Genomic DNA, 20,824 nt, shown 5'->3' with positions numbered 1-20,824 from the left:
ACTAGAGCTGTAGCCAATAGCATTATAGTGTTCTTCAACATAGTGCTATTTATTATAATGCTATTTATTATAGTTACTTGCACTATGATCACTAGAACGCGAGCCATAAAAAAGGACTGAATTTTCAGTCCTTTTTTGATCCTCTGCCAGTAATAACAGTAGAATATTAAGCCATAAATGCTTGGATTTGCGCTAAAATACCTTCAGCATCAAGTTGAAGATCCGTGATGATTTCATCAGGTGCGCCGTGTTGAATAAATTCATCAGGCAAACCAATCTGTAACACAGGTTTCACGATCCGCATTTTGTGTAATGCTTCAATCACTCCAGAACCCGCACCACCCATAATCGCATTTTCTTCAACGGTAACGATAACATCATGGCTATTGGCAAGTTGTTCAAGCAAGGCTAAATCTAGTGGCTTAACAAAGCGCATATCGGCAATGGTAGCATCCAGTTTTTCAGCAGCATAGGTAGCAGCTTCAAGTGTGGTACCAAAGTTAACAATGGCAATTTTTTGACCTTGACGGGTTAATACCCCTTTACCTATCGGTATTAATGTCATGGCCTCAACTTGTTCAGCCCCAGTCGCAAACCCTCGAGGGTAACGTACCGCAGTCGGCCCATCTTGATAGCAATAACCTGTATAGAGCATTTGACGGCATTCGTTTTCATCTGATGGCGCCATAATGATCATATTAGGAATACAACGCATAAAGCTTAAATCGAATGCCCCTTGATGAGTTGGGCCATCTGCACCAACAATACCACCACGGTCAATAGCGAATAATACTGGTAAACGTTGCAAAGCCACATCGTGGATAAGTTGATCGTATCCGCGCTGTAAAAAAGTCGAGTAAATAGCAACCACAGGCTTTAGACCTGCACAGGCAAACCCTGCGGATAAGGTGACTGCATGTTGTTCAGCAATGGCAGCATCAAAATATTGGCTTGGGAATCGTTGCGAAAACTCAACCATGCCAGAGCCCTCGCGCATAGCGGGCGTAATAGCGACTAACTTGTCGTCTGTGGCAGCCATGTCGCATAACCATTTACCAAATACTTGTGAAAACGTAGGCAAACCTGGTTTAGTTGTCGGTTTCTTAAACTGGCTGGGATCAAATTTAGGCACCGCGTGCCAGCCGATAGGATCTTTTTCAGCAGGCTCATAACCACGACCTTTTTTGGTCATGATATGCAGTATCTGTGGACCTTTGAGGTTACGCATATTACGCATTGTTTCAACGAGCGAATCAACATCGTGACCATCTATTGGGCCAATATAATTAAACCCTAGTTCTTCAAATAACGTTGCAGGCACCACCATGCCTTTAAGGTGCTCTTCAGTTCGCTTAGCCATTTCTTTAATGACCGGCATCCCTTTAAGGACCTTTTTACTGTTTTCTCGAATGGTGGTATAAAAACGACCTGACATCAGCTGCGCCAAATGATTATTCAGTGCGCCAACATTTTCAGAAATCGACATTTCATTGTCATTCAGTACCACGAGCATGTCATTGTGCAAGTCGCCAGCATGATTTAAGGCTTCAAACACCATTCCCCCGGTCATGGCGCCATCACCAATTACAGCAACCACTTTTCGACCCGCACCTTCTTTACCTGCAGCAATCGCCATACCTAAGGCGGCGCTAACAGAGGTGCCAGAGTGACCCACGCTAAACGTATCGTATGGGCTTTCTTCACGCCATGGGAAAGGATGTAAGCCATTCTTTTGTCGAATGGTATGCATCTGTTCACGACGATCGGTAAGGATTTTATGTGGATAAGCTTGATGCCCTACATCCCAAACTAACTGATCAAATGGGGTATTGTAGACATAATGAAGTGCCACAGTTAATTCAACTGTGCCTAAGCCAGAAGCAAAATGTCCGCTAGAAATAGCAACAGACTGAAGTAAGAACTGTCTGAGTTCATCAGACACTTGAGGAAGTAAACCTTGAGGTAACTTCCTTAATTCTTCTGGTGTATTAGCTTTCGCTAGTACTGGAAATTTAGAAATATCGAAGCTCATAGCGAGATTGTCTGACTCTTTATTATAATCTTCGCTCAATAATGTAGTGGGCGAAGTCTGCAATTAACTGGCTATTGTATGGTAATTTAGTCAGCGCTGATAGTGCATCTTGTATTAGTTGTTCTGCACAGGCTTTGGCACCATCGAGACCCAATAGTTTCGGGAACGTGCTTTTATTCGATTGCTGATCGCTGCCTTGTGGTTTGCCTAGCTCTTCGGTGCTAGCAGTAATATCTAAAATATCATCTTGCACTTGAAAAGCTAGCCCAAGCGTATGGGCATATTTCATCATTAATTTATAATGCTCATCGGGTACGTCAGCAGCGATTAAGGCAAGCTCAACCGCACAACTGATTAACGCTCCGGTTTTTTTATTATGTAATTCGGTTAATCGGTCCAAATTTATACTGTGATCTGTTGCACTCAGATCAATCGCCTGCCCACCGCACATACCTTGATACCCTGAAGCTTTTGCGAGTACTCTGACCATCGCCAGTTGTTGCTTCGGATGTAAGTCATTACAAGGGGCTGTGATAATTTCAAAAGCCAATGTTTGCAACGCATCACCGGCTAAAATCGCGGTGGCTTCGTCAAATGCAATATGAACAGTTGGTTGGCCACGACGAAGTGCATCGTTATCCATTGCCGGTAAGTCATCGTGTATTAATGAATAGGCATGAATACACTCAATAGCAGCCGCGGCTTTATCAAGTGCATTGATATTGACACCGAGCATGTCACCTACACTGTAGACCAAAAATGGTCTTATGCGTTTCCCACCCAATAGCGCACCATGGAGCATCGCTGCTTTTAAATCTGGTGCAGCGTCATCGAGCAGCGTTAAATGTTGGTTAAGAATACCATTAACGCGATTTTGGTATGTTGTTATTGCTTTAGCTAACACGTATCAAGACCTATTATTTAATACACACTATGTTGACGATTATTCACTTTCTACAGTGAACGACGCTAATTCGGCATCATCTTCATTTAATAAGATAGAGACTTTTTGCTGTGCTTGCTCAAGTTTGGCTTGGCTTTGACGTACTAACTTAATGCCACGCTCAAACTGCTTAAGTGCATCATCCAGCGACACTTCACCTTGCTCCAAATGAGCAACAATGGTTTCAAGTTCAGTTAATGATTGTTCAAAACTGAGATTTTCAGGTTTTTTAGCCACGAGTAATATTCCTTTTATTCAGCGTGTGACAAGGTATATCAGCCCAGCGTATCGGTCAAATACAGTCGCTGGTTATTTGCTCAACAGCACGCTTTGTTATTGAATTTTGTTTAGAATGTACAAAAACAAGCTAAACTTGAGCCAAGTTTGTCCGATAACAAGTCATGATTTAAATTTGCTAGCAAAAATAGTATTGAAACTTTTGCTGTAATACATAACGATGGGCGTTGTTATCAACACAAAATACTGTCGGATTATTCGGGTCATATAACGTGCGCTAACAGCACGATGGAAGTAGCACAAATAAGCAGCATAATGACTGCGATTGAGGAGAGGTTGTGGATTTAGCTACCCTAATAGGTATTATCGGTGCTTTTGCATTTATTATTGGTGCGATGATCACCAGTGGTGGTATCGGATTATTTATCGATGTACCGTCAATTTTTATTGTTGTGGCAGGCTCTTTATTTGTGGTGATGATGAAATTTAACCTAAAGCAATTTTTAGGTTCAATAAAGATTGGTATGAAAGCCTTCATGTTTAAATTAGATAAACCTGAAGACTTGATAGAACAAGCTGTCACCATGGCTGATGCTGCCCGTAAAGGCGGTTTTTTAGCATTAGAAGAAGCGGTTATTACCAACACCTTTATGCAAAAAGCCGTTGATATGTTAGTTGATGGCCATGACGGTGATGTGGTGCGCAACGCATTAGAAAAAGACATCGCATTAACTGAAGAACGCCACAAAACAGGGGTGGGTATTTTTAAAGCCATGGGTGATGTGGCACCTGCAATGGGCATGATTGGTACTTTAGTTGGTTTAGTGGCGATGCTATCTAACATGGACGATCCAAAGTCTATTGGACCTTCAATGGCAGTGGCATTGTTAACGACTCTTTACGGCGCGGTAATTGCCAACATGATCGCCATCCCGATGGCGGATAAATTATCATTACGAATGAACGAAGAATTGCTTAATCGTAATTTAATTATGGATGCAGTATTAGCGATTCAAGATGGACAGAATCCACGGGTTATTGAAGGCTTTTTGAAGAACTATTTGGCTGAAAGTGTGCGAAAAATCGATACAACGGACGGAGAGTAACTCATGGCTAAGGCCAAGTGTGATTGTCCACCCGCTGGCGCCCCTATGTGGCTTGCCACATTTGCAGACTTAATGTCGTTGCTGATGTGTTTCTTCGTGTTGTTGTTAGCGTTCTCTGAAATGGACGTAATGAAGTTTAAACAAATCGCTGGTTCAATGAAGTATGCATTCGGGGTACAAAACAAAGTTGAAGTAAAAGACATTCCTAAGGGGACGTCTGTTATTGCGCTTGAATTCCGCCCAGGTCGCCCCGATCCCACTCCAATAGAGATCATTAATCAACAAACCAATGAAATGACCCAACCGACGATAGAGTATCAGGCGGGTGAAGAAGACAGCGCGGGTGGGACTCAAAAACAGAATGGCGAGCAACGCGGTGGCAATGCAGCTGCAACAGCGCAACAAGAAGCTGAAGCCGTTAAAAAAGACGCTGCCTCTTCGCAAGAAAACATTAATGATCAAGTTAAAAAAATGGCTGAAAAACTCAATGAAGAAATTGTCGATGGCGCCATTGAAATTGAATCTTTAGGCCAACAAATTATTATTCGTATCCGTGAGAAAGGCTCTTTTGCTTCGGGCTCAGGCTTTTTACAACCTAAGTTCAAACCTATTGTGCGCTCAATTGGTGAATTATTAAAAGATGTCCCTGGGATTATTACGGTGTCGGGTCACACTGATGGTGCTGATATCAATAATGAGCTTTACAGCTCAAACTGGGAACTATCAAGCCAACGAGCTGTGGCTGTGGCTCATGAATTAAGAAGAGTTTCTGGTTTTGATGAATCAAGGATGAAAGTGGTTGGCGAGGCGTCTAATAGACCATTAATCGCCAATGATTCTATTGAAAATCAGGCTCGAAACCGCCGGGTAGAAATATCTATCGAACAAGGCAAAGCGAAAGAGTCGAATGAAATAATTGTAACTCAATAGTTTGCCATCAAAAGATAAGCGCAATCTCTACAAGTTAAAGAGATTGCGCTTTTTTGTTTTATAAATGTGCCTTACAGCGCTTTTACTAGGGGCTGTTGATCTTTGTTTGAATTTTGTGCGAAGAAGGTAATCTCGTATAATTCACTTCGCCAAAAACAAATACAACGAGATTACCATGCCCCGATTAATGCTCACTGATGAGATGTGGTCGAAGCTAAAAGCTATTCTGCTTGATGATAGAGTTTATAACAAGCAAGAGCATCGATTTACGATGGAAGGGATCCTTTACCGATTGCGTGTCGGCTGCCCTTGGCGAGATTTACCTGAATATTTTGGCTTATGGAATACCATTTACCGTCGTTTTTTACTGTGGTCAAGAAAAGGTATTTTACTCAGGCTGTTCAAAACATTATCGACTAATAGTGATACTGAATGGGAATTTATTGATGGAAGTTATGTAAAAGCACATCAACACAGTTCAGGTGCATCATCTGATGAAAATCAAGCAATTGGGCTAAGTCGTGGTGGTAATACAAGCAAAATCCATCTCGCGGTAGATAGCTATGGTTTACCGATAGAATTCATTGTTACAGGTGGAGAAGTTCATGATAGTAAAGCAGCTAATGCCCTTATTGAACTGTTGCCACAAAGTCATTTTATTATTGCAGACAAAGGCTACGACAGTGAAGCGATTAGAGATAAAGTGCGTGAATGTGGTTCCAAGCCAGTGATCCCTAGAAGACAAAATTCGAAGCAAGGAAATGGAGATATCGATTGGTGTTTATACAAATATCGGCATTTAGTTGAAAATGCTTTTGCTCGGCTTAAGCATTTTAGAGCGATAGCGACCCGCTATGATAAATTGAAAATTAATTTTGAAAGCCTGCTGGCTCTAGCTTGCTCTATAATTTGGCTGCCAATGTGAAAGATCAACAGCCCCTAACAAATAACAGATAAAAAAGTGAATATGTTTGGTTAATAGGCATCATTTGGTATAATCGACGAATTATTGCATACGTTATGCTATCGACTGGATTATATACACATCTAGAAAATAGAGCTGTGCTGTTTTTTTAATTTATTATCAAGGTATTACTGTCTTTTTTATTTAGCAAAACCGAGTGTAGTGCTATTTGATGGTGACACCTGTGGACGCCCCATGAAGTTTATTGTAAAGCTGTACCCTGAAATTATGATGAAGAGCAAGTCGGTAAGAATGCGCTTTACCAAAATGCTTGAAACTAATATACGTAATGTGCTTAAAAATGTGGATGAAGGTGCAAAAGTACAACGCTTATACGATCGTATAATCGTGCAAGTACCGAGCGATAAACCGCAGTTATGTGATGTTTTTGCAGAGCGACTAGCGTGTATTCCAGGTATTGCTCACGTGGTGCAAGTGAGTGAGTATACTTTTGATTCAATCGATCATATTTATCAGCAAGCTTTACCAAAGTACCGCGATGAAATTGCCGGTAAAACTTTTTGTGTCCGCGTAAAACGTTCTGGTAATCACGACTTTAATTCAATTGATGTTGAGCGTTATGTCGGTGGCGGATTAAATCAACACACTGAGGCGCTAGGGGTAAAACTTAAAGACCCTGACGTGACCGTTAATCTTGAAATCAATCAAGATAAGCTTTACATGGTTGAGCGTCGTATTCAAGGTTTGGGTGGTTTTCCGATGGCGACCCAAGAAGATGTGTTATCGCTTATTTCGGGCGGTTTCGATTCTGGTGTGTCGAGTTTTCAGTTTATTAAAAAAGGCGCTCGTACTCATTACTGTTTCTTTAATTTAGGTGGCGCTCAGCACGAAATTGGCGTTAAGCAAGTCGCTTACCATCTATGGAAGAAGTACGGTGAGTCTCACAAAGTACGTTTTGTGTCGGTGCCATTTGAGCCTGTAGTTGAAGAGATTTTAGAGCGTATTGATAACGGTCAGATGGGTGTGGTACTTAAGCGTGTAATGATGCGAGCAGCAACGCGTATTGCTGACAAATACGGTATTCAAGCACTAGTGACAGGTGAGAGCTTAGGTCAAGTATCTAGCCAAACACTGACGAATCTAAATGTTATCGATCGCAGCACCGATTTATTGATTTTACGCCCGCTTATCGCAATGGACAAACAAGATATTATTAATCAGAGCCGTATTATTGGCACTGAAGATTTTGCTAAATCTATTCCCGAGTATTGTGGTGTTATTTCACAAAAACCTACGGTGAAAGCGGTATTATCTAAGGTTGAAGCCGAAGAGCTTAAATTCTCTGAAGATTTAATCGACCGTGTGGTTGCATCTGCAGTGGTAATGGATATTCGCGATATTGAAGCTGAAATGAGCCAACAAGTGACCGAGACCGAAACGGTTAACGATGTCGCTTCTGGCGAAATAATTATTGATGTTCGTGCACCTGAAGAAGAAGAACGTAGCCCATTATTAATTGATAATGTAATGGTTAAAGCGATTCCATTCTTTAAGTTAGCCACCCAATTTGCCGATTTAGATAAGTCTAAAACGTATTTATTATATTGCGATCGTGGCGTAATGAGTAAGCTGCAAGCCTTATATCTTGTAGAAAAGGGCTATACTAACGTTAAAGTGTATCGCCCTTAAGCCGTCGAAACGACACCGTCTTTGCGGTGTCGTGACTTTGGTCTATTTTTAGGGATTTATCCACGTTAGTGTTAGTTGTGGCAGTGAGCTTAAACAGTAATACGCTTTGAGTGAGATGAATCACAGACAATAAAAAACCGCATTTAATGCGGTTTTTTATTGTCTCAGTAACGTGCTTAAGATGAGCTAGCTCTAGTTAGCTTGAACCACTTCTGAAGTTTTTTGTTGTTCATCATTGTCAGCAATTAAAATGCTGTTAACATCATTATTGATATCAATTTGCATCGCTTCAATGCTTTGTGATAATTCAGCATGTAAATCGATCATATCGATAGGTTCTAGTTCCGTCGCTTGAGCAGAAGATAAACCCAATATAGATAATAGTGCGACTGCAAAAATAGTGTTTAGGTTGAACATAGGGGATGAGCCTCCAGGCTAATAAGTCACATTTGCCGGACTATCCCAGTAACATCGTAGAGATTGTCCAACTGTATTTTCAATGATGCTAATTTAACCAAACACAGTGTTCTTTACAAACGACAAAAAATAACGATAATCATTAGAAAAACTAATTAAAAAACGAGAGATTGATCACTATGTCTAGACGATTACCTCCTTTGAATGCAGTTAAAGCATTTGAAGCTGCAGCACGACATTTGAGCTTTACCCGCGCCGCAGAAGAGTTGTTTGTCACTCAGGCTGCGGTGAGTCATCAAATTAAAGCATTAGAAGATTTTTTAGGGCTAAAACTGTTTAGACGTAAAAATAGATCATTATTGTTAACAGAAGAAGGCCAAAGCTATTTTCTGGACATTAAAGACATTTTTATTGAACTCGGCGAGGCAACTAATCGCCTGCTTGCCCGAAGCGCGGTAGGATCGTTAACGGTGAGTATGTCTCCGAGTTTTGCTATTCAATGGTTAGTGCCTCGTTTAGCTAAGTTTAGCGAAAAAAATCCTGATATTGATGTGCGTATTAAAGCGGTAGACAGCGATGCCAGTTCGTTAACGGATGATGTCGATGTGGCGATTTATTACGGTCAAGGTAACTGGCCTGGATTACGTGCTGATAAACTGCGTAATGAAGTGCTGATTCCAGTATGCTCACCATTATTACTTAACGGGCCTAAGCCATTAATTCAACCGAGTGATTTAAAGCTCCATACTCTATTACATGATTCCAGTCGCCAAGATTGGCAGGCATGGTTTAGGCAATGTGGCGTCACTGACATCAATGTCAATCAAGGGCCGATATTTAGCCATTCTTCATTAGTGCTGCAAGCTGCTGCACATGGTCAAGGTGTGGCATTAGGATATAGCGTACTAGCAAGACCTGATATCAAAGCAGGGCGTTTAGTGTGCCCGTTTTCTGAAGTGTTAGTCAGTAAAGATGCGTATTACCTTGTGTGCCAACAAAATCACTCCGAAATAGGTAAAATATCAGCGTTCAGAGAATGGATGGTCGATATGTTTGCCGAGGAGTCGCGTAGTGAGTTACTTACCGGATAATACGCCAGTATTAGCTGAAGACTTTCTTTTACAAGGTTCTAAAAGTGACACCTTGATTGTTTTTGCTCATGGTGCTGGTGCGAATATGCATCATCAATATATGACTTCGATGACCGATAAGTTAATCGCTCAAGGCTATCAGGTGTACCGATTTAATTTCTTGTATATGCAAGCCAATATGCAAGATGGTAAACGTCGTCCGCCTGACCGTGCGCCTAAATTACTTGCGCACTATGAACAGGTGCTGCTTGATATTCAACAAAAAATGGCTCTTGGTCTTATCAATTGTCAGCGGATAATCTTAATGGGTAAGTCAATGGGCGGTCGCATGTCGGCGATATTGACCAGTTCAGACCATCAACTACAACGGCCCCTTATTACCGATGTTGCCAATAAAATTAGTGCAATTGTGTGTTTGGGCTACCCATTTATTCCCCTCAAAGGTGGAGAGCCACGACTTGCGCCTATTCAGCACAATTCCATTCCGATGCTGATTGTTCAAGGTGAACGAGATAAATTTGGCGACCTTCAACAAGTACCTAATTGGGCCTTGGGTGAACATGCAGAAGTCTGTTGGATTGGTGATGGCGACCATAGTTTACAACCGCGAAAATCGTCTGGTTATACCCTTGAGGGCAATCTTAATCATGCCATTGAGAATATTCGTCAGTTTATTACCCGAGTAGGTTAATCCTGTAACGCGATGTTTTACGCATATGCGGTGTCTATTATGCTGATATTTTTATTAACATCACCATAGTTATTAATACCTGGATTAATAACTATGGTGATGGTTTGAGTCACGAAAACCAGCTTGCTTCAATAGTATGATGCATTGTCGGTTTATGTTGTATGAGGTTAAGTAAAATGAATAAAGGTCTATTATTATTTGCCACATTAAGTGGTTTTATGGCTGTAGCACTGGGTGCTTTTGCTGCTCATGGACTTAAAACTATCGCACCACCGGAATTAGTGAGTATTTTTAAACTCGGGGTCGATTATCAGTTTTATCATACCTTCGGATTGATTGCGTTGGCTTTTTCTGCTCATTGGATCCCCTCTAAGTTGATCAACTGGGCTGCTTATAGCTTTATTGCCGGGATAATATTGTTTTCTGGTTCGCTATACCTTTATGCCTTTACGGGGGCTAAATGGATTGGCCCAATTACGCCTATGGGCGGATTATGCTTCTTAGTGGGGTGGTTGTTATTTGCTGCGGCGATTTGGCATGCAAAATCAGCAGAATAATGCATTAGCTAAATTCTCCCACCTTGAGCATTTTTGAGTATAATAGCGAGATTATTGTCTCGCTATTATGCGAATATCCTTACGCTAAGGCTCCAAATGAAAAACCTATTCCTATTTTGTCGCTCAGGCTATGAAAAAGACTGTGCGGCAGAAATTCAACAACGGGCAACAGAATTAAATGTGGGTGGTTTTGTTAAAACCAACATCAACGATGCCTATGTGATTTATCAATGTTTTGACGATAATGGTGCCGATACGTTAGTTAAGGAATTGGCGCTTAGTTCATTAGTTTTTGCGCGTCAGATGTTTGCCGCGGGTGAGTTGTTGAGTGATTTGCCTGAACAAGATCGAGTCGGGCCTATTGTGGCTTCATTGGCCGCGCTGTCAAAATGTGGTGAGCTACGCGTTGAAACGCCTGACACCAATGAAGCAAAAGAATTATCTGCATTTTGTCGTAAATTGACAGTGCCGTTACGTCAAGGTTTAAAAAAGAGCGGCGCATTGCTTAACGCTGAAAGTGACCGCCGTCCTATTATTCATGTGTGTTTTATCGGACCAGGCAAGGCGTATGCGGGTTATTCGTTAAGCCACAATAGTTCGCCACACTTTATGGGTATTCCTCGGTTAAGAATGGCTGCAGATGCACCAAGTCGTTCAAGCCTTAAGCTAGATGAAGCTTTTGGAGCCTTTTTAACTAAAGAAGAGCAAGAAACACGTTGTCGTAGTGGGTTAAATGCCGTTGATTTAGGCGCTTGTCCTGGCGGTTGGACTTACCAATTAGTTCGCCGTGGGATGATGGTGGCTGCGGTAGATAACGGTCCAATGGATCCAAAATTGATGGAAACAGGCCAGGTGAAGCATTACCGTGCAGATGGTTTTCGTTTTGAGCCACCGCGTAAAAATGTGTATTGGTTAGTGTGTGATATGGTTGAAAAGCCAGCCCGAGTTGCTGAATTAATGGAAGCTTGGGCGATTAATGGTTGGTTTAAAGAAGCTATTTTTAATCTTAAGTTACCCATGAAAAGCCGCTATAAAGAAGTTAGCGTGATTTTAGAAACCATTGGTGCCATTTTAACTGAAAATGAAATTGATTTTAAAATGCAGTGTAAGCACCTTTATCATGACCGCGATGAAGTGACCGTGCATTTATGGATATTCCCTGAAAAGGGTGTGAGCTACGCATAAAAATACTATTGCGCCGCTAACAAAAAGCCCCTTATGCAACGCTGCATAAGGGGCTTTTTAGTTAATGACAGATAACTCAGTCATTAACGTAACCATATAGAATTATCCTAGACGCTCGAGTAATGCTTGAGTGAAGTCGGTAGTGCCGTGAGTGCCGCCTAAATCGCGGGTAGTACGGTCACCTTCTTCAATAACAGCCGATACAGCGCTACGGATCATCTCAGCTTTATCAGACATGCCTAAGTACTCTAGCATTTGAATCGACGCTAAAATTACTGAGGTTGGATTGGCTAAGTTTTTGCCTGCGATATCTGGTGCACTGCCGTGTACAGCTTCAAAAATAGCGGCATCGCGACCAATGTTTGCACCTGGAGCCATGCCTAAACCGCCCACAAGACCGGCACATAAATCAGACAAGATGTCGCCAAATAGGTTAGTCGTCACAATAACATCAAAGTTTTCAGGATTCATAACCAGTTTCATACAAGTGGCATCAACAATCATTTCTTCGGTGGTGATGTCTGGGTAACGCAAGCTCACTTCACGTGCCACTTTCAAGAATAAACCTGAAGTTGATTTCATGATGTTAGCTTTATGAACGATAGTCACTTTTTTACGATTTTCTTTACGAGCAAGTTCGTAAGCAAATGTGGTGATTTGCTCTGCACCTTGACGAGTAATAATACTGGTCGCTTCGGCTGTTTGACCATCGTCAGAGATTTTTTGACCTAAGCCTGAGTACATACCTTCAGTGTTTTCACGCACGGTAATGATATCAATGTTCTCATAACGCGCTTGGGTTCCTTTAAATGAAATCACCGGGCGTACGTTAGCATAAAGACTGAACTTTTTACGTAAGCTCACATTAATAGAGGTAAAACCTTCACCGACAGGTGTGGTTAATGGTCCTTTAAGCGTAATGCGATTTTTCTCGATAAGGTCTAATGTACGTTGTGGTACTAATTCACCGTGTTTTTCTAACGCCGTTAACCCTGCATCAGCAAATTCATATTCAAAGTTACATCCTGCTTTATCGAGGATTTTTAATGCTGAATCGATAATGCTTGGGCCAATCCCATCACCTGGGATCACGGTTATTGTACGTTTTGACATGAATAGTCCTTCCACAGTTGTGGTTACTGCAATTGATAGACCGCATATATGGCACGGCTAGGTGACGATAAAAAGCGTCGTTTTTCTGCGGCGTATTTTAACGACTTTTAATGTTTATTTACAGAAAATAGTGAGTATTATCACATTATTTCCGTTATTTTTAAGTCAATTCTAATTTGATTGTTTTACTATGAACCTTTATTACAAATCGTTTACTTGTAAAGTATCTTAATGCTGAAGATTTATCTGCGGTTCAATGTTTTATTGGCAGCATTAGCTTATTCTGTAAGCATTTTTTATAAAGACGACTTTGGTCGCATGTCATGTCTTTTGCTGGTTGGCTTAACGTTAGCTAGTCAATATTGAGATAATCCAACACGATGATCTATTACGGTGATCTATAAAAATAATCAATCAACGTTACCATTAGAGGAAAACTGTGAAATTATTCAATTTAATTCCATTGGCAGTCTGTCTGTCATTTAATGCCCATGCGGCTCCACAACGTGCACTGTCCCTTGATGACATTATGCATTTTGAAACCTTACAACAGCCGGTTATTTCTGATAATGGCAACGTGATTACGGTACAGGCTACTCCTGATAGAGGCGATAGTCGTGCATTAATCCGTTTTAGTGATAACAGTAAACAGTATGAAATTGCCAATGGCACCGATGTGAATGTCAGTGCTGATGGCAAATTTGTGTTGGCGACCATTGAAGCGAACTTATTTGAGCGAGAAACCAAGAAGAAAGCCGATTTACCCCATGAAGTGGTCTTACTGAATACTCAAAGTGGTAAGCAACAGACGTTTGAGAATGTTGAATCTGCACTATTTAGCGACAATGGTCATTTTTTAGTTTTAAAATTTAAAATTAACAAGCCTGAGTCTACGAATGAGAAATCTGAATTATCGGAATCTAAGGCTGTTGAATCCATTGCTTCTGAGTCTAAAGCTTCTAAATCTATTATCTCTGAATCAACGGTTGCCGAAAATACTGCTAAGGTTGAAGATGATACTCATGTTGAAATTGAGGAAGCAGATAAAGGCTCTGATGTTCGGTTAATTAATCTGGCTACCAACCAACACACCAAGCTATCTGATGTGACCCAATTTGCTTTTGATAAAGCTGGGAAGCATTTTGTTGCAGTCGTTAATCAAGGTAAAAATCAACTGCACCAGGTAGTGCTGGTAGCATTGGATGACCAAAAACAGCGTCAGCTTTATGGTAGTCGCGATGAACATATTGAAGCATTAGCGATCAGCGATGATGGTCAATATGTTGCCGTGACGAAAGGCGCTGCGAGTTCGACACGCTATGGCCGTGAGCACAACATGTTGCTTATTGATGTAGAGCAGAATAAACAACAGCAATTTGCCCAGTCTGAAGCTTGGACATATAACCAATATTCAAGCTTACAGTTTTCAAAAGACGGTCAACGTTTGTATGTTGGTCGAGTTCCCCAAGTTGCTCAGCAAGCTGAATTAGCTGATTATCAAAATGCCAATGATGTGTTTAATCCAGAGATTATCACGGCGAAAAAGCAGCTACGCATTTGGCATGGTGATGATGCCAAAATTAAGCCTCAAGAAGTCAAAGAATATGAGCAAGAATTAAAACGCACTTATTTAGCGGTTTTACACTTAGATTCAAATAAGTTAGTCCAATTAGCTGATCAAGTGGTGCCAGATGTTACTTATGGTGAGCAAGCGCGTTTTTTATTGGCCAGTTCAGATGTGCCATATCAAAAAATGATCACCTGGGCAGGTTTTTATCGTGATGTGTATTTGGTTGATGTAAACAACGGTAATAAAATTCCAGTGTTAACTCAGCAACCCAGTGATGCAATGCCTACACTGTCACCGAATGCTAAGTTTCTGGCTTATTATCAGCAAGGTAACGTGTTTCTGTTAGACATTGCATCTCAACGTCGGGTTAATTTGACTGCTAATATTACGACACCGTTTGCTGATGAAGACCATGACTATCCCAGTGCTGCACCCGGTTACGGTTTTGGCCCTTGGTTAACTGATGATAGTGCGATAACCGTTTATGATAAATATGATGTATGGCAGTTTAATACCGCATCGAACCAAGGGTTTATGTTAACCAATGGCGAAGGGCGAAAGCAGAAAACTCAATTTAGACTGGTTGGCTTAGTGAAGGATGAGTTGTTACCCGCAGTAGTAAGTGATGCTGAAACTGTGCTATTGCAAGGTTATAGTCATCTATCAAAAGCAGACGGTTTTTTCAGCGCCAAAATGGGTGTTGCTGGTGTGAAGCGCTTAACCGAAAGCAACAGTAAATTAACGTTGCTTGTCAGAGCTAATAAAGCCTCGACAGTGGTGTTTTCGAAACAGCGCTATGATTTGTATCCTGATTTATATATTGCAGCTAATACCTCACCACAGAACGCTCAACAAGTGACCCAACTTGATAAGCAGCGTAAACCCTTTAAATGGGGCAATGCGGAGCTAGTACATTGGCGAGATGGTGACGGTGTTAACATGGATGGGGTACTCATTAAGCCAACAAATTACCAAGTCGGTAAACAGTATCCAACCTTAGTGTATTTCTATCGGTTTATGAGCGATAGGCTACATGCGTTTCCTGATATGAAGCTCAATCATCGACCTAACTTTGCTTGGTATGCAGACAATGGTTATGCGATTTTCTTGCCTGATATTCGTTTCGAGATAGGTTATCCGGGAATATCTTCAGTAAAAGCACTGACCGCAGGCGTACAAAAATTGATAGCGATGGGGATTGCCGATCCTGATGCTGTTGGTATTCAAGGGCATTCTTGGGGCGGCTATCAGAGTGCATATGCGGTAACCCAAACCAATATCTTTAAAGCTGTTGTGACTGGTGCTCCGGTATCGAATATGACCAGTGCTTATAGTGGTATTCGCCATGGTTCAGGACTAGCAAGACAATTTCAATATGAAACGGGCCAGAGTCGAATGGGCGAGAGTCTGTTCAAGGCACCACAAAAGTATATTGAAAACTCGCCGATTTTTTATGTCGATCGCATTCAAACACCCATGATGATTATGTTTGGTGATAAAGATGATGCTGTACCATGGGAGCAGGGTATTGAGCTATATCTGGCAATGCGTCGTGCAGGCAAGGATGTGGTGTTTTTACAATATGAAGATGAGCCACATCATTTGAAAAAATATCCCAATAAACTTGATTATACCATTAAGATGAAGCAGTACTTCGATCATTACTTAAAGGGTGAGCAAGCCCCAGATTGGCTCCGCCAAGGTGAAGCTTATCAGGAGTATAAAAAAGTAGATTAAAACGGCTATCAATGTTTATCTGAATTAACTTTTTACGCCCTATGCTAATACCGATAGGGCGTTTTTTGTTATTGATACCACAGACAAATAAGCAACTATTGTGGTTCTTGATGGGTTATTGGCACCGCAAAATATTGATCTTCAGTGTCTTGTCCCCATGCAATCAGCAGATTATCTCTAAATAACAATGGGGTGCACTCTTCTTTAGTGGTTTCACCGTCTGATTTTATGTGGTGGGTACGGTAATACATCACTTGATATTGTCCATCAATGCCGGTTTTGGCTTCGACAAAATCTGCACTGCCTAATAATGTTCTGATCTCATCAAGGCTTTGACCAAAGCTGACTTCACTCATTTTTTGTAAGTTGAATGCTTGGCGATCATCCCATGCTCGGTCTTCTGGCTGTGGTTCATAAACAAAAATCACCACGGCAACAAACAGTAAATAGGCAGTGAAAATTCCACCGATGATATACGTCACTTTTGTATTCATAATCTGTGTAATCCGTTATGGTATTAATACCGTTGAGGTTATGTGTTTTTACTCAACTCTGGATAATAAACGGTTATCAAATAACACTTTTTTGTTATCTGTATTGTATCGACTTACCATAAGCCTACTATCATGTTAAAACCCTTGGCAACATCAATAGCAAGAGTGATAGCAGACGTTAAATACACTTATTTTTAACGCTTTAGCCCATCCCTTATCCAGAGTAGAGGTTAGCTTATTATGGCATTAGTTTGTTATTGGATTGATCCTAAATTGTTTCAAATTAATATTCAGTGGAATATCGCATTGTAACTGCGCTAATTTATAACTAATTCTGGCAATCTCTTTTCCTTCGGCTAATTTAAGTGCTTGCTTGGCGCCAAGGTTATCTAAAGAACGATATAAATTAGCTAGCGTTCTAAATTTATTGAGTAAATCCGCTGCAGATTTTGGGCCTATGCCCATAATTCCGGGAATTTTATTGCCGCTGTCACCCGCTAATGCAATAAAGTCGAGCATTTGGTATTGCTCTATTCCCAGTTTCTTTTCATATTGCGCAACATCAAAAACGTGCTGATTAAAGTGATCCCACAAGGTGAGATTTTTGGTCGGTAACTGGCTAAAGCCTTTGTCGGTTGACACAATAATCACTTCACCCTTGTTGCTGATCATTTTCATCGCGATGGTGGCGATAACATCATCGGCTTCAGATTGAGCGTCGAAAGAATTGATATCGTGTTCAGCCAGTGTGGCTTTGATATTTACCAGGCCATCACTTAATGCCGTCGGCATGGGTTTACGACCTTTTTTGTAATCACTGTACAGCGTTTTGCGCCAAGATGGCTCATTGCCATCCCAAACGACAATGCAATGAGTCGGTTGATGTTGTAACAGCATTTTTTTGGATGCTGCTAAAACACGTTCTTGAACGCTGGTAATATCGTTTTCATCAGGTAGCACCGCATGAATGCGGCGTACGAGATTGAGTCCATCAATAATGAGTAATTTATTCATTTGTTTTTATTATTTCGTAGCAGGGCACGTAAGCGCTGCCTGGCAGTTTCATTCGTTGTTGTTTAACAAAAGCGTTTAATAGCTTATCCATCATTAGCATGAGCTTAGCATCACCTTCAATCTTAAAGGGACCAAACTCTTGAATTAACTTGATGGTATCGCCTTTTACGTTACCGGCGACAATACCTGAAAACGCTTTACGTAAGTTAGCGGCAAGTTCTGCCTTATTTTCTTGAAAATAGAGATTCAAATTTGCCATAACTTCATGGGTCGGCGCAAAGGGTAATTGAAATTCGGGTTCAATTTTGAGTGACCATTGATACTGGTAAGCATCACATTTTTCTTTGCGATAGATTTTTACTTGCTCCATGCCTTGCTTCATTATTTGCGCCACTTTGGCAGGGTCGCCGATAATGATTTGATACTTACTCTGTGCTTCTTCGCCTAATGTTGCCCCGATAAATTCATCGATAACGGCAAAGTATTCAGCACTTTCAGCAGGTCCGGTTAATACCAGTGGAAAGGATGCATGGCAATTTTCTTTATTTAATAGGATACCAAGAAAGTAGAGTAGTTCTTCAGCCGTACCCGCGCCGCCAGGGAAAATGACAATACCATGGCCTAAACGGACAAAGGCTTCTAGACGCTTTTCTATGTCGGGTAAAATGACTAATTCATTAACAATTTGGTTTGGGGGCTCAGCAGCAATAATACTGGGTTCGGTTAAGCCGATATAACGGGCGTTGTGAACTCGTTGTTTTGCGTGGGCAATCGCCGCGCCTTTCATTGGGCCTTCCATAGCACCAGGGCCGCAACCGGTGCAAATATCCAGTCTACGTAACCCAAGTTGGTAACCTACATCGCGGGTATATTGGTATTCAATAGCATTGATGCTGTGTCCTCCCCAACAAACCACCACATTAGGGTCTTTCATTGGCGAGATTGCTTGAGCATTGCGTAAAATATCAAACACAACATTGGTAATGTGGCTGGCATTACTTAAGTCAATATGCTTTAAATTTTCGTACTTATTGCTGATGTATATAATATCGCGGAGTACTGCAAACAAATGTTCTTGAATACCGACAATGATTTCCCCGTCGACGAAGGCTTGCAGAGGAGGGTTGATGAGTTCAATTTGGATGCCTCTTTCACGCTGTAAAATATTAAGGCTAAAAGATTCATAGCGACTAAACAGGTCTTCGGAACTGTCGCTGATAAGGCCTGAAGCTAACACCGCGAGTGAGCAATTTCGATATAATTGGTAAAGGTCGCTTTTTGCACCTTGTTTCAGACGTTCGACTTCTAATTGTGAAAGCTGATCTAGACTACCACGTGGACTAATTTTTACTATCATAAGCAACTCCTTTGGACTCGAGTGTTTGATGCCGAGTCCAAAGAAAACTGTCTTGGGAGGCTAGATATCAATAACGACTCGGTCTCTGCCGTTGTTTTTTGCTTGGTATAATGCAGCATCTGCTCTTTCGAAAGCTTCTTCAAGCGTTTCGTTTTCCATCACTTGTGCAGCACCTATAGATAATGTAACTGTAATTCTCTGATTTTTAAACTTAAATGGAATATTTTTGATTTTCTCTCTCACTCGATTCAATAGTTGAGAGATATGTTCATCAGTAATATCAGGTAATAGTAATACAAATTCTTCACCACCATAACGAGCAACAAACTCGCTATCGCGTAATGAGTTTTTTAACGCCATAGCAATGACTTGCAGGGTTTTATCGCCGGTACTGTGGCCAAAGCTATCATTAATGCCTTTAAAGTGGTCTATGTCTGTAACGGCTATCCACAGTGGCGTTTTAAAGCGGACATGGTTGCGATACTCTTGCTCCATGCGATCTTCTAACGCAGTACGGTTTGCTAATTGGGTAAGCGGATCGAGTAGGTTGAGCTTTTGATGTTCAAATAGTTTTTCTTTGTAGCTATTCGCTTCCTGGCTCATTGAATTGAGCTCTTTACGCATTGTCTCTATTGATTTACGTAAAATGGTTTGTTCACGTTGTTCCAGTGCCTCTTTACGAGACAGTGAATCGCGAAGTGAAGATAACTGCACCGTCAGTTGAATCTTTAATTGGTTAAGATCATCTGCATCTACCACTAACTCGTCGGCGTTATTGACGCGTAAATTGATTTCTTTATTTAATTGACCTTTAAGTTGCTCACAACGTTGGTTGTTGTTATGGGTGTTGTTGACCACATCGCGAACGATAGTCAGAGCATCGTTGAGGGCAAATAAAAAGTCTTGTGATGCGGTTTTTTCGCGAGCAATATTTTCTAATAGTAAGCTTAATATCGATTGGTAAGAATCCAGTAAGTTATTTAAGCTGATATCACCAAGTAACACTTCTTTTATGACTAGAATTTGGTCCCGTTGATCTTTTCTAAATTCAATTTCAGCAATTTTAGCGGCAAGCTCTTTAGCTAGCTGAATATGGTGAGGCAAAATTTCGTAATTGTCGGCATCAGCAAATTCGTGTTTTAAAATTTCTTCATAGAAAAAAATCAGTTTTTCAACTTTGGGAATGTATTCCCATACAGTATGGAATGGTTTGCCTAATTCTTGTTTAAAGTAGGTGATTTCTTTTTTGAGTTTGTCTGGCGCAGAGTTAATTCGTTGGATCTGACGGATCACTCGATTGAGGCCATTACGACTGTCTTCTAAACGAGTCATGGTATGGCTATATTGAGATTTTAATAGTCTTTCGATATCGACGAGTTCAGGTAGTGCCTCGTCAATTTGCTCAAAATTGTGCATATGATGGCGCAATTTAGCCAGTTTATTATCGAGTTCTAAGTTTTGCCCTTTACAAGCAAGACTCAGATGAGTGATAAATTGAATTAATGTTTTCAATTTATCATTACGATCGATATTTATTTCTTCGAGAGCAAGTTTAGCTGCATGGAGCTTTTGCTTCATCAACGAAATTTGAGTTATCGCTGTATTTGACTCTTTCATTTTGCAGTGCCTACTTTCATTCTTCAGCTAAAGGCATCTATTGCCGTGATTAGGATATTAATTTAGACGGCAAATCGAATTTATAGTAATTAACATATCATCGATTAACATTATAGTAA

18 protein-coding genes are annotated in these 20,824 nt (G+C 40.9%); 9 read left to right on the top strand and 9 right to left on the bottom strand.

Going from position 1 to position 20,824, the window contains the following annotated elements; all coding sequences use genetic code 11:
* Positions 1-166: 166 nt before the first annotated feature.
* The 3 genes from dxs to xseB are packed head-to-tail and all read right to left on the bottom strand — an operon-like array spanning position 167 to position 3,212.
* Entirely contained in the window at positions 167-2,032 is a 1,866-nt protein-coding gene (gene dxs, locus HNW13_RS15010) for a 1-deoxy-D-xylulose-5-phosphate synthase (RefSeq protein ID WP_101086484.1), read from the bottom strand.
* A 22-nt stretch (positions 2,033-2,054) separates the two neighbouring features.
* Positions 2,055-2,936, bottom strand: coding sequence for a (2E,6E)-farnesyl diphosphate synthase (gene ispA, locus HNW13_RS15005; RefSeq protein ID WP_192116283.1), 882 nt, complete (start codon positions 2,934-2,936; stop codon positions 2,055-2,057).
* Positions 2,937-2,975: 39 nt separating this feature from the next.
* The gene (gene xseB, locus HNW13_RS15000) at positions 2,976-3,212 is read right to left on the bottom strand and encodes an exodeoxyribonuclease VII small subunit (protein WP_011638237.1); all 237 of its coding nucleotides are present in this window, start codon (positions 3,210-3,212) and stop codon (positions 2,976-2,978) included.
* Positions 3,213-3,550: 338 nt separating this feature from the next.
* Here xseB and pomA point away from each other — a divergent pair, with 338 nt between their 5' ends.
* The 4 genes from pomA to thiI all read left to right on the top strand — a co-directional run bounded on the left by pomA (position 3,551) and on the right by thiI (position 7,862).
* Complete coding sequence (pomA, locus tag HNW13_RS14995; protein ID WP_192116284.1) at positions 3,551-4,318, top strand: flagellar motor protein PomA; 768 nt, start codon at positions 3,551-3,553, stop codon at positions 4,316-4,318.
* 3 nt (positions 4,319-4,321) lie between these two features.
* Positions 4,322-5,248: a flagellar motor protein MotB gene (locus tag HNW13_RS14990; protein ID WP_101086486.1), complete on the top strand. Its 927-nt coding sequence runs from the start codon at positions 4,322-4,324 to the stop codon at positions 5,246-5,248.
* A gap of 175 nt (positions 5,249-5,423) precedes the next feature.
* A complete protein-coding gene (locus HNW13_RS14985) occupies positions 5,424-6,173 on the top strand; it encodes an IS5 family transposase (RefSeq protein ID WP_124011573.1) in 750 nt (249 codons plus the stop codon).
* Between the two features lie 234 nt (positions 6,174-6,407).
* Positions 6,408-7,862: a tRNA uracil 4-sulfurtransferase ThiI gene (gene thiI / locus HNW13_RS14980; protein ID WP_192116286.1), complete on the top strand. Its 1,455-nt coding sequence runs from the start codon at positions 6,408-6,410 to the stop codon at positions 7,860-7,862.
* A 192-nt stretch (positions 7,863-8,054) separates the two neighbouring features.
* Here the strand turns inward: thiI and HNW13_RS14975 are convergent, their stop codons facing one another.
* Positions 8,055-8,279, bottom strand: coding sequence for a hypothetical protein (locus HNW13_RS14975; protein WP_162023587.1), 225 nt, complete (start codon positions 8,277-8,279; stop codon positions 8,055-8,057).
* A gap of 179 nt (positions 8,280-8,458) precedes the next feature.
* Here HNW13_RS14975 and HNW13_RS14970 point away from each other — a divergent pair, with 179 nt between their 5' ends.
* The 4 genes from HNW13_RS14970 (at position 8,459) to rlmM (ending at position 11,803) form a co-directional block, all read left to right on the top strand.
* Positions 8,459-9,370, top strand: a complete 912-nt coding sequence (locus HNW13_RS14970; protein WP_011638232.1) for a transcriptional regulator GcvA — start codon at positions 8,459-8,461, stop codon at positions 9,368-9,370.
* Positions 9,351-10,061: an alpha/beta family hydrolase gene (locus HNW13_RS14965; RefSeq protein WP_192116287.1), complete on the top strand. Its 711-nt coding sequence runs from the start codon at positions 9,351-9,353 to the stop codon at positions 10,059-10,061. The genes HNW13_RS14970 and HNW13_RS14965 overlap by 20 nt, the downstream gene beginning before the upstream one ends.
* Before the next feature lie 176 nt (positions 10,062-10,237).
* A complete protein-coding gene (locus HNW13_RS14960) occupies positions 10,238-10,618 on the top strand; it encodes a DUF423 domain-containing protein (protein ID WP_011638230.1) in 381 nt (126 codons plus the stop codon).
* 96 nt (positions 10,619-10,714) lie between these two features.
* The gene (gene rlmM, locus HNW13_RS14955) at positions 10,715-11,803 is read left to right on the top strand and encodes a 23S rRNA (cytidine(2498)-2'-O)-methyltransferase RlmM (RefSeq protein WP_011638229.1); all 1,089 of its coding nucleotides are present in this window, start codon (positions 10,715-10,717) and stop codon (positions 11,801-11,803) included.
* A gap of 102 nt (positions 11,804-11,905) precedes the next feature.
* Here rlmM and HNW13_RS14950 read toward each other — a convergent pair whose 3' ends face one another.
* Entirely contained in the window at positions 11,906-12,916 is a 1,011-nt protein-coding gene (locus HNW13_RS14950) for an isocitrate dehydrogenase (RefSeq protein WP_192116288.1), read from the bottom strand.
* Positions 12,917-13,355: 439 nt separating this feature from the next.
* On the opposite strand from HNW13_RS14950, the gene HNW13_RS14945 reads away from it, so the two are divergent.
* Positions 13,356-16,223, top strand: coding sequence for a prolyl oligopeptidase family serine peptidase (locus HNW13_RS14945; protein WP_192116289.1), 2,868 nt, complete (start codon positions 13,356-13,358; stop codon positions 16,221-16,223).
* Between the two features lie 95 nt (positions 16,224-16,318).
* Here HNW13_RS14945 and HNW13_RS14940 read toward each other — a convergent pair whose 3' ends face one another.
* The 4 genes from HNW13_RS14940 to HNW13_RS14925 form a co-directional block, all read right to left on the bottom strand.
* On the bottom strand, positions 16,319-16,717 hold the full coding sequence (locus HNW13_RS14940) for a DUF3192 domain-containing protein (RefSeq protein WP_101086492.1): 399 nt from the start codon (positions 16,715-16,717) through the stop codon (positions 16,319-16,321).
* Positions 16,718-16,963: 246 nt separating this feature from the next.
* On the bottom strand, positions 16,964-17,731 hold the full coding sequence (gene xni, locus HNW13_RS14935) for a flap endonuclease Xni (RefSeq protein ID WP_101086493.1): 768 nt from the start codon (positions 17,729-17,731) through the stop codon (positions 16,964-16,966).
* The gene (ppnN, locus tag HNW13_RS14930; protein WP_192116290.1) at positions 17,724-19,088 is read right to left on the bottom strand and encodes a nucleotide 5'-monophosphate nucleosidase PpnN; all 1,365 of its coding nucleotides are present in this window, start codon (positions 19,086-19,088) and stop codon (positions 17,724-17,726) included. Before ppnN ends, xni begins: the two co-directional genes overlap by 8 nt.
* A 60-nt stretch (positions 19,089-19,148) precedes the next feature.
* A complete protein-coding gene (locus HNW13_RS14925) occupies positions 19,149-20,705 on the bottom strand; it encodes a GGDEF domain-containing protein (RefSeq protein WP_101086495.1) in 1,557 nt (518 codons plus the stop codon).
* Positions 20,706-20,824: the final 119 nt, after the last annotated feature.

Source organism: Shewanella sp. BF02_Schw (assembly GCF_014596695.2).
Lineage (GTDB): Bacteria > Pseudomonadota > Gammaproteobacteria > Enterobacterales > Shewanellaceae > Shewanella.
The sequence above is the reverse complement of the archived record's forward strand: the minus strand, read 5'-3'. Positions and strand labels throughout refer to the sequence as shown.

Excerpts from the sequence above, each read along its gene's own strand:
- dxs (WP_101086484.1), bottom strand. The coding sequence starts at position 2,032 with ATGAGCTTCGATATTTCTAAATTTCCAGTACTAGCGAAAGCTAATACA.
- HNW13_RS14990 (WP_101086486.1), top strand. The coding sequence starts at position 4,322 with ATGGCTAAGGCCAAGTGTGATTGTCCACCCGCTGGCGCCCCTATGTGG.
- HNW13_RS14985 (WP_124011573.1), top strand. The coding sequence starts at position 5,424 with ATGCCCCGATTAATGCTCACTGATGAGATGTGGTCGAAGCTAAAAGCT.
- thiI (WP_192116286.1), top strand. The coding sequence starts at position 6,408 with ATGAAGTTTATTGTAAAGCTGTACCCTGAAATTATGATGAAGAGCAAG.
- HNW13_RS14975 (WP_162023587.1), bottom strand. The coding sequence starts at position 8,279 with ATGTTCAACCTAAACACTATTTTTGCAGTCGCACTATTATCTATATTG.
- HNW13_RS14970 (WP_011638232.1), top strand. The coding sequence starts at position 8,459 with ATGTCTAGACGATTACCTCCTTTGAATGCAGTTAAAGCATTTGAAGCT.
- HNW13_RS14960 (WP_011638230.1), top strand. The coding sequence starts at position 10,238 with ATGAATAAAGGTCTATTATTATTTGCCACATTAAGTGGTTTTATGGCT.
- rlmM (WP_011638229.1), top strand. The coding sequence starts at position 10,715 with ATGAAAAACCTATTCCTATTTTGTCGCTCAGGCTATGAAAAAGACTGT.
- HNW13_RS14950 (WP_192116288.1), bottom strand. The coding sequence starts at position 12,916 with ATGTCAAAACGTACAATAACCGTGATCCCAGGTGATGGGATTGGCCCA.
- HNW13_RS14940 (WP_101086492.1), bottom strand. The coding sequence starts at position 16,717 with ATGAATACAAAAGTGACGTATATCATCGGTGGAATTTTCACTGCCTAT.
- xni (WP_101086493.1), bottom strand. The coding sequence starts at position 17,731 with ATGAATAAATTACTCATTATTGATGGACTCAATCTCGTACGCCGCATT.
- ppnN (WP_192116290.1), bottom strand. The coding sequence starts at position 19,088 with ATGATAGTAAAAATTAGTCCACGTGGTAGTCTAGATCAGCTTTCACAA.
- HNW13_RS14925 (WP_101086495.1), bottom strand. The coding sequence starts at position 20,705 with ATGAAAGAGTCAAATACAGCGATAACTCAAATTTCGTTGATGAAGCAA.